Annotated in this window: 6 protein-coding genes and 1 pseudogene; 3 read left to right on the forward strand and 4 right to left on the reverse strand. The window is 69.8% G+C overall.

Annotated elements, in window-relative coordinates; all coding sequences use genetic code 11:
- A pseudogene (locus B2284_RS11255) lies at window positions 1-441 on the forward strand (sodium:solute symporter); the annotation flags it as partial.
- 134 nt (window positions 442-575) lie between these two features.
- Window positions 576-2036 carry an FAD-binding oxidoreductase gene (locus B2284_RS11260; protein WP_083607353.1) on the forward strand — a complete coding sequence of 487 codons (1461 nt, stop codon included), beginning with the start codon at window positions 576-578 and terminating at the stop codon, window positions 2034-2036.
- A 104-nt stretch (window positions 2037-2140) separates the two neighbouring features.
- On the opposite strand, the gene B2284_RS11265 is transcribed toward B2284_RS11260, so the two are convergent.
- The 4 genes from B2284_RS11265 to B2284_RS11280 form a co-directional block, all read right to left on the reverse strand.
- Window positions 2141-2713, reverse strand: a complete 573-nt coding sequence (locus tag B2284_RS11265; RefSeq protein ID WP_074040908.1) for a helix-turn-helix domain-containing protein — start codon at window positions 2711-2713, stop codon at window positions 2141-2143.
- Window positions 2714-2801: 88 nt separating this feature from the next.
- Complete coding sequence (locus tag B2284_RS11270; RefSeq protein ID WP_074046335.1) at window positions 2802-4496, reverse strand: flavin monoamine oxidase family protein; 1695 nt, start codon at window positions 4494-4496, stop codon at window positions 2802-2804.
- Window positions 4493-6013, reverse strand: a complete 1521-nt coding sequence (locus B2284_RS11275) for an APC family permease (protein WP_136788959.1) — start codon at window positions 6011-6013, stop codon at window positions 4493-4495. The genes B2284_RS11270 and B2284_RS11275 overlap by 4 nt, the downstream gene beginning before the upstream one ends.
- Window positions 6014-6218: 205 nt before the next feature.
- The gene (locus B2284_RS11280; RefSeq protein ID WP_286697533.1) at window positions 6219-7124 is read right to left on the reverse strand and encodes a nitrilase-related carbon-nitrogen hydrolase; all 906 of its coding nucleotides are present in this window, start codon (window positions 7122-7124) and stop codon (window positions 6219-6221) included.
- A gap of 264 nt (window positions 7125-7388) precedes the next feature.
- On the opposite strand from B2284_RS11280, the gene B2284_RS11285 reads away from it, so the two are divergent.
- Window positions 7389-8555, forward strand: coding sequence for a cysteine desulfurase family protein (locus B2284_RS11285; protein ID WP_038569621.1), 1167 nt, complete (start codon window positions 7389-7391; stop codon window positions 8553-8555).
- Window positions 8556-8660 lie beyond the last annotated feature (105 nt).

Raw genomic sequence — 8660 nt, forward strand, 5'->3', positions numbered from 1 at the left:
GAGAACCGCGCGTTCGTCCTCGGCCTCGGCGTGCTGACGGTGCTCATCTCGATCCTCATGGCGCGCCTCGACAACGGCGGCGACCTCGTCGTCGCGTCGCTGACGGTGGCGTACGACATCCTCGTCGGCGGCCTGCTCGTCGCCATCCTCGGCGGTTTCGTGTGGAAACGCGCCAACGGCACGGGCGCCGCGATCTCGATGCTCGTCGGCACGCTCGTCACCGTGGCCGGGATGGTCTACCAGGCGAACAAGCTCGGCGACACCCTGAGCGGCATCCTCGCCAATGAGCCGATCTACTACGGCCTCATCGCCTCGCTCGTCACGTTCGTCGTCGCTTCCCTCGCGACGCCGAAGACGGACGACGCGGTGCGCGCCGAGTGGGACGCCCGCGTCCACCGCCCCGCCGACGTCGAACTCGACGCCACGCCGACCGCACGCTGAGGCACTTGCCCGCCTCGGCTTGACGATGCCGCCGTCCGCTCGCACGCTGGAGCGGACGGCGGCATCGGCGTCCCTGCTGAGTCACGACGCGCCCCATCGCGCCCCGAAGACCGCCCACCTCACGAGGAGACCGCATGAGCACCCCCGATCAGCGCGAGCAGCCCACCCCCGACGAGGCTTCCGCGGCCACGGCACCAGCCGTCCCGAACGCGGACGACCTCGACGTCCTCGCCGCGCAGCTGAGCGGCACGCTCGTCACCGACCCCGACGTCGTCGACGCCGCGAGCCGTGACCGATCCCCCGTCGAAGAGGTGGGTGCGGCGATCGCCCTCGTGCGCGCGACGTGCCGTGACGACGTCGTCGCGACGCTGCGGTGGGCGAACGAGCGTGGCGTGCCCGTCATCACGCGGGGTGCGGGCACCGGGCTGTCGGGTGGCGCGAACGCGATCGACGGGTGCGTCGTGCTCGATGTCTCCCGTATGAACGCGATCAAGACCATCAACCCTGCCGAGCGCATCGCCGTCGTCGAACCGGGTGTGCTGAACGGCGATCTGTCGGACGCTGTGCGTGAGCAGGGCCTGTTCTATCCCCCGGACCCGGGCTCGTGGCGCATCTCCTCGATCGGCGGCAACGTCGCGACGAACGCCGGGGGCCTGTGCTGCGTCAAGTACGGGGTGACGAAGAAGTTCGTGCGTGCGCTCGAGGTCGCGCTCGCCGACGGCAGCGTCATGCGCACCGGCACTCCGACGGCGAAGGGCGTCGCGGGGTACGACCTCACGGGCCTCATCGTCGGGTCGGAGGGCACGCTCGGTGTCGTCACGGAGGTGACGCTCGCTCTCGTCCCGGCGCCTGACGACGAACTGGTCGCCGTCGCACTGTTCGACTCGGCGTCGCGTGCGTGCGAGGTGGCGGCAACCTACCTCGAGGCCGGCGGGCGCCCGTCGATGCTGGAGTTCATGGACGGCCCGACGCTCGCCGCGGTGCAGCGCATGGCCGATCTCGGCTTCGACGAGTCCGTCGACGGCATGCTCATCGTCGGGTGTGACGACGCCACACGTCAGGACGTCGAGTTCGCGGCGTTCTCGCGCCTCGCCGAGGAGGCCGGCGCGGAGGTGTTCGTCGCCGAATCCGTCGCGGAGTCACTGCAGTTCACCGCTGCGCGGCGCCTCGTCGGCAACGCGTTCGAGGCGATGGGCCGCGACCTCGTCGACGACGTCTGCGTGCCTCTGCGACGCACCGGCGAACTCGTCGACGGCGTGCGGGCGCTCGGCAAGAAGCACCGCGTACGCGTCGCGACGGCCGGCCACCTCGGCGACGGCAACATGCACCCCGCCGTGCTCTACTCCCCCGGCGACACTCCCGAGGCCGTGGACGAGAAGCGTCGCGCTTACGCCGCGTTCGAGGAGATCATGCAGCTCGGCCTCGATCTCGGCGGCACCATCACTGGTGAGCACGGCGTCGGGCGCCTCAAGGCGAGCATGCTGCCCGTCGAGCTCGGCGAGACGAACACGCGCATCCAGCGCGAACTGCGGCGCGTCTTCGACCCGAATGGGACCCTCAACCCGGGTGTGAACCTTGCGAGCGATCACTCTTGAGATCAAGCGCGCGCAGCATGCGCAGCTACCTCGAAGCCGTCGGTGGCACCCTCGTCATCGAGTACGTCGAGGGTGACAACCACGTGCAGGTGGCCTGAGCCCCGTCAACGCGCGACGGGGATGAGGGTGAAGATGACGACGCTCTCGCCGTCGGCGGCGTTGCGCCAGGTGTGTGGTTCGCGGCCGGGGAAGGTGAGGGTGTCGCCGGCGCCGAGTCGGTGCGTGGCGTCGTGCAGCGTCACGTCGAGCGCGCCGGAGACGACGTGCCAGATCTCGAGCTCGCAGTCGATGGCGTATGGCTCGGCCTCACCGGCCCCGCCGGGTTGGATGACGGCGCGCAGCATCTGCACGGAACGTTCCTGACGACCCGTGACGAGGCGTTCGTCGATGCCCGTGCCGCCCATGTCGACGACCGGCGCGTCGGCGAGCTTGATGAGCGACGTGCGGGGTGCCTCGAAGAGCGAGCCGACCTCGATCTGCAGCACCTGGCACAGCGTCACGAGAGAGGCGACGGACGGCGACGTGAGGTCGCGTTCGACGCGGCTGAGAAACCCCTTCGTCATGCCGGCGAGCTGCGCGGCCTGCTCGAGGGTGTAGCGGCGCGCCAGCCGGGCGTTGCGCAGCCGGGCGCCGATGGCGACGTTCTCACGCACCCCTTGCACTGGTAGTGACTTCACGCCGACTCCCCCTTGGTTGTATTGCGGTAAACCCTACGCCGGATCTCACCGCTCTCCCCAGAAAAGCCGTCAGAGTCCATTTTCGCCGTCAGTCCAGGGCGATGGGGCCGTACTCGCCGAGCAGCTCCCCTGGCCCGGGGTTTTCCGGAGACGAACTTCCGCCGAGGTGACGGACCACACCCCACACCGCGTTGAGGCCGGTCTGGACGGCGCCCTCGGCCCAACCGGCCGTCCACGAGATGTCGTCGCCGGCGAGGAAGATACCGCGCTGGTGCTCCGGCAGCTCGTCCTGGGTGAAGTGGGTGAACAGCCGCTGCTGATACCGGTAGTGCCCCGGCAGGTTGGCCTTGAACGCGCCCATGAAGTTGGGGTCGGATTCCCACGAGACGGTGATCGGCTGGCCGATGATGTGGCTCGCGATGTCGACGTCCGGGTAGATCTGGGCGAGCGAGTGCAGCATGAGCTCGACGCGCTCGTCGGCATCGAGCGCGAGCCACTTGAGCGCGTCGTCGTTCCACGTGTACGACAGCAGGATGACGGCGGGCCGGTCCGGGCCGTCGTCGAGCAGGTAGGTGGCGCGGTTGAGGCGGTCGGTGAGGGTCATCGACATGACGTCACGGCCCGTGGCAGGGTCGACGTCCTTCCAGAACGGGCGATCGACCATGACGAACGTCTTCGAACTGCTCATGTAGTGGCTGCGCTCGATCGCCATCCACATCTGCGGGCTGAACAGCGCCTCCTCGGTCGTGATGCGCGTCGACAGCAACCACGACTGGCACGTCGTGACGAGCGCCGGGTACGTCGCCTTGCGCCCCCATCGCTCGGTGACCTCGAGGTCGCCGCTCTCATGACGCCGGATGGCGGCGACGGCGCCGCGCGGCGCCCCGTCGTGCAGGCTCGCCAGGGTGGTGCCGGCCGGCCAGTGGGCGAGCTTCTCGGGCGCGTGCGACCACAACGCCTCGGGCAACTTCTGCGCTCCGCCGAGGATGCGGCGGTGCTGATCGTCGGCGTCGGTGTAGACGACGCGCAGGATCTCGAGGATGGAGTTCGGGAAGTCCGTGTCCCAGCCACCCGTGCCGAAACCGACCTGCCCGAACGCCTCACGCGCCGCGAAACCGGCCTTCTTGAACGATTCGGAGGCGGCGATGAAGCCGTAGAACGTCTGCTCGTCCATCGTCGGCACGAGCTCGTTCCAGATCTGCTTGATGCGCTTCGTGTCACGAGCGCGGATGGCGCCCTGCATCTCGGTGAAGCGCGCGCCGTCGTCGACGGCGGCCTTCCACGCGTCCGCGACGTCGCGGAAGAACTGCGGCAGTTCGTCGGGCGTGCGCGCGTAGTGCGCCTCGCCGCCGAGCTCGATGACGGTGCTCGGCGTGACGTCCGACAGCGGGTTCGGGAACGCCTCCGTCTCGAGGCCCATCGCGTCGATGTAGTGGTAGAGCGCGCGGCCGGAGACGGGAAAACGCATGCCACCGAGGTCGGCGACGACGTCCGGGGCGGCGCTGAAACTGTCGGTGCGCAACCGGCCACCGATGCGGTCGGCCTCGTGGACGACGGGCTTGAGGCCCAGCTTCATCAGCTCGTACGCGGTGATGAGGCCTGACAGGCCGGCGCCGACGACGGCGACCTCGGTGCCGTACATCTCCTCCGGCACGCTGCCGAGACCCTCGGGGTGGGCGAGGTATTCGTCGTAGCTGAACGGGAAGTCGGGGTTGAGCATCGTGACGGGCGCATCGCCCGCGTGCTCGTCGCGATCGTGCGGGAACTCGGTGACAGCGGTCATCGCGGGGTGTCTCCTTCTCGGAGTGGATGGTCGGGGTCGAGGTCGTCCTCGAGGTGACGCTCATAGGTCGCCTGGTCGAGCGTGGCGAGGCGGGAGTGACGGCGGCCGTAGCCGAGGTAGACGGCGACGCCGACGGCCATCCACACGCCGAACACGATCCACGTCGAGGAACTGAGGTTGGCCATGAGGTAGAGACAGATGAGCGCGCCGGCGGCCGGCAGCAGCGGGTACAGCGGCACCGTGAATGCGCGCGGCAGCTTCGGGTTGCGCACGCGCAGATAGATGACGGCGACGTTGACGAGGGCGAACGCGAACAGCGTGCCGATGCTCGTCGCGTCGGCCAACTCACCGAGCGGGATGAGGCCCGCCGTCACCGCGACGACGCCGCCGACGATCAGGGTGCTGCGCACCGGCGTGGCCGTCTGCGGGGAGATGACGCCGAAGACGCGCGGCACGAGGCCGTCGCGCGACATCGACAACAGGATGCGGATCTGGCCGAACAGCACCGTCAGTACGACGCTGAAGATGGCGAGCACCGACGTCACCGCGAAGATGAACGCGACCCACGAGGCCCCCGTGATCTCACGCATGATCTGCACGAGCGGCGCCTCGCGCCCGTCGAACCAGTGCCACTCGCGGGCTCCGATGGCGGCGACGGCGACCGCGACGTACAGCACCGTCACGATGATCATGGACAGCAGGATCGAGCGCGGCAGATCCCGCTTCGGATCGCGCGCCTCCTCACCGGCCGTGGATGCGGCGTCGAAACCGATGTACGAGAAGAACACGGTGCTCGCGGCGGCGGAGACGCCCGCGGCACCCATCGGGGCCAGCGGTGCGAAGTTGCCCGCCTTGAACGCGGTGAACGCGACCGCGCAGAAGAAGACGAGGATGGCGATCTTCAGCACGACGATGATCGTGTTGACGCGCGCACTCTCCCGCGCGCCGCGTGCGAGCAGGGCCGTCGCGAGCAGGACGACGAGGGCTGCGGGGACGTTGACGACGCCGCCCGCCCCGGGTGGGTTCGCGACGGCCTCGGGCAGGCCCAGGCCGAACGAGTCGAGTGTCTCGTTGACGTACTGCCCCGCCCCGACGGCGACGGCTGCGACGCTCACCGCGTACTCGAGGACGAGACACCACCCGCACACCCACGCGAGGCCCTCACCCATCGTCGCGTAGGTGTAGCTGTAGCTCGACCCGGCGACGGGCACGAGGCCCGCCATCTCGGCGTAGGAGAACGCCGACAGCAGCGCGGCGACGCCGGCGATGACGAACGAGATCCAGATCGCCGGGCCAGCCTCGGGCACCGTCTCACCGAGGACGACGAGGATGCCGGTGCCGAGCGTCGCCCCGACCGAGATCATCGTCAGCTGCAGGACACCGAAACTGCGGTGCAGGCTGCGCCCGGCGGAGGTCGCCTCGGCCTGCGCGAGCGTCAGCCCGATCGGCTTGCGCCGCAGGAGCTGGGCGCCGAACGGGAGTCTCGAACGCGCCTGCTCGTCGAGCGATGAGGACACGGGGCACCTCTCGAAGGGGTCTGTGGGCCAGACCACGATGTCACACATCGCCGAGTTGTTTCGTGTTGGGAAACGCATGTGCTTCGACGTGGCGAGAGGTGAAGACGAGCGTTCTGGCTGGATGCGAGTGGTCTGCCGCTCGTGGTCAGTCATGCCGCTCGTTCTTGCTCGCCGGCGCGGGCACGCCGAGGGGCTGTGGCTGACGTCAGCGCCAGGACGCGTAGGTGTCGCGGCGCAGCTTGGCCAGGTAGGGGACGGCGTCACGGGCTGCGGCGACATCGTCGCGGGTGATGTCGGCGACGAGGAGTTCGGCGCCGTCGCCGCCCTGGGCGAGGAGGCCGCCGTCAGGCCCGACGATGACGCTGCCGCCGCCGAACGTGAGCCCGTCCTCGACGCCGACGTGGTTCGCATAGGCGAGGCCGACGCCGTTCTCGAGGGCACGAGCCCGCACGAGCACCTGGGGGACGTCGTCGAATCCGGCGGTGAGCGCGGTCGGGACGAGGATGACGTCGGCGCCCGCGAGCACCGCGGCGCGCGTCATCTCGGGGTATTCGACGTCGAAGCAGATGATGACGCTCACCCGCATCCCGGCGAGTTCGACGGTGGTGGGGGCGTCTGTTCCGGAGCTGAAGGCGGCGGCTTCGTCGTCGTCGAACAGATTGACCTTGCGGTAATGCAGGATCGGGCGGCCGTCGGTGTCGAACAGCGTGGCGGCGATGTGTCGCGCAGCCTCGACGTCGCGCAGGGTGCTGGCGACGCGTTGAGCAGCCTGGGCGTCAAGCAGCGTGGGCTCTCTATGTCGAGCAGTCTCGCCGGGCGCGCCGCCACCGCGGGCGGCGGGAGTGTCGGCCGTCGCGATCTCGGGATGGCTCGCGAGGACGGCGATACCGTGACGCGCCGCGGTGGCGGCGAGGGCGCTCGCGATGTCGGTCTGCTGGGTGGGGTCGACGGCGTGCAACCGCTTCGGGGCGTAGCCGGCGAGGAAGAGTTCGGGGGTGACGAGGACGTCAGCACGGCGCGCGGCAGCTTCACCAGCGCGAGCGTCGATGATGGCGAGGTTGGCGTCGACGTCACCGACGACGGCCTTGTCCTGCATGACGGCGATGCGCATGACGTCGAGGATGGCAGATGCGACGGCACTCGAGGCCCGATCCGACCACCACGCCCCCGCGCGGCGACCGTGCGACCCGCCTGCCCCCTCTGCGATTTTCGTCCACATTCGCGATTCTCATCCCCATCTGCGAATCCCGTCCCCTTCGCGATTCACCGTCACATCGGCGATTTCCGTCCACTTTCGGCTCGTGTCAGGCCCCCTGACGGCCGCACCAGCACCGCCGAGTTGGATGCGCCCCTGCGTCGCGGCAGGATCGTCAGCATGAGTTCTCGGCCTGACGACGCCCGCCCCGTCTACCTCGATCACAACGGCACGACGCCCGTCGCGCCGGAGGTCGCCGAAGCGATGTGGCCGTATCTCACCGAGCACTGCGGCAACCCGTCGAGCGCGACGGCGGCAGGGCGCCTGGCCCGCCGTGCCGTCGACGATGCGCGCGAGCACGTCGCTGCGCTCATCGGTGCGTCGGCGGACGAGGTGACGTTCACCTCCGGCGGCACGGAGGCGAACAACCTCGCCATCCGCGGCGTGACGGCGGCGCTTCGCCGCGCTGGCGCGTCGCCCGCGGCCGACGTGAGTTCGACCGTCGTGACGTCGGCGGTGGAGCACCCGGCGACGTCGGCGCCCATGACGCTTCTCGCGGGCGAGGGCTGGGACGTCGTGACGCTGCCGGTGACGCGAGCCGGCCACGTCGACCTCGCACCCCTGCCGCGCGACCATGTGGCCTTTGGCTCGATCATCCTCGCGCAGAACGAGACCGGGGCGATTCAACCCGTCCGTGAGTTCGCCGCGAGCGTGCACGCGGCGGGCGGTCTCGTCCACACCGACGCGGCGCAGGCTGTCGGGAAGATCGGCGTCGACGCCGACGACCTCGGCGTCGATCTGCTCAGCCTTGCCGGCCACAAGCTGTACGCCCCCAAGGCCGTCGGCGCGCTGTACGTCAGGCGTGGCACGCGGATCGAGCCCCTCGTCGTCGGCGCGGGCCAGGAGCGCGGGCTGCGTCCGGGGACGGAGAACGTCGCCAGCATCGTCGGCCTCGGGCGGGCCGCGCAGCTCGCACTCTCGCGCCTCGCCGACGATGCCGCGCGCATGATGAGCCTGCGTGACGAGCTGTGGCGCCGCCTCTCGACGGCCGTGCCCGGCCTCGTTCGCCTCAGCCCCGCGCAGAACTGTCTGCCGAACACGCTGATGATCTCCCAGCCGGGGCGCCTCGGGCGCGAGGTGCTCGAGGCAGCGCCTGACGTCGAAGCATCCACCGGCAGCGCGTGTCACGCTGGAATCGACTCCCCCGCAACGACACTGGTCGCCATGGGGTGCGACGACGGCGTCTCGCTCGGCGCGATTCGCCTGACGCTCGGGCGCGCCACGACGTCCGCCGACATCGACCGCGCCGCGACGAGCCTCGTCGCGGCGTTTCGCCACGTCGCCTGACGAGCGCCGGACCGCCGACGAACATGACCAAGAATCGCGGATGGGGACGCAGATCGCAGAGGTGCATACGGGGCCGGCGCTCACCGCGTGAGGCACGATGGTGGG

Origin of the sequence: Dermacoccus sp. UBA1591, from assembly GCF_002322065.1 — a bacterium.
GTDB lineage: Bacteria > Actinomycetota > Actinomycetes > Actinomycetales > Dermatophilaceae > Dermacoccus > Dermacoccus nishinomiyaensis.

Bases quoted from the DNA above. Each gene is read 5' to 3' on its own strand.
- B2284_RS11260 (WP_083607353.1), top strand. From the start codon at position 576: ATGAGCACCCCCGATCAGCGCGAGCAGCCCACCCCCGACGAGGCTTCC.
- B2284_RS11270 (WP_074046335.1), bottom strand. From the start codon at position 4,496: ATGACCGCTGTCACCGAGTTCCCGCACGATCGCGACGAGCACGCGGGC.
- B2284_RS11280 (WP_286697533.1), bottom strand. From the start codon at position 7,124: ATGCGCATCGCCGTCATGCAGGACAAGGCCGTCGTCGGTGACGTCGAC.
- B2284_RS11285 (WP_038569621.1), top strand. From the start codon at position 7,389: ATGAGTTCTCGGCCTGACGACGCCCGCCCCGTCTACCTCGATCACAAC.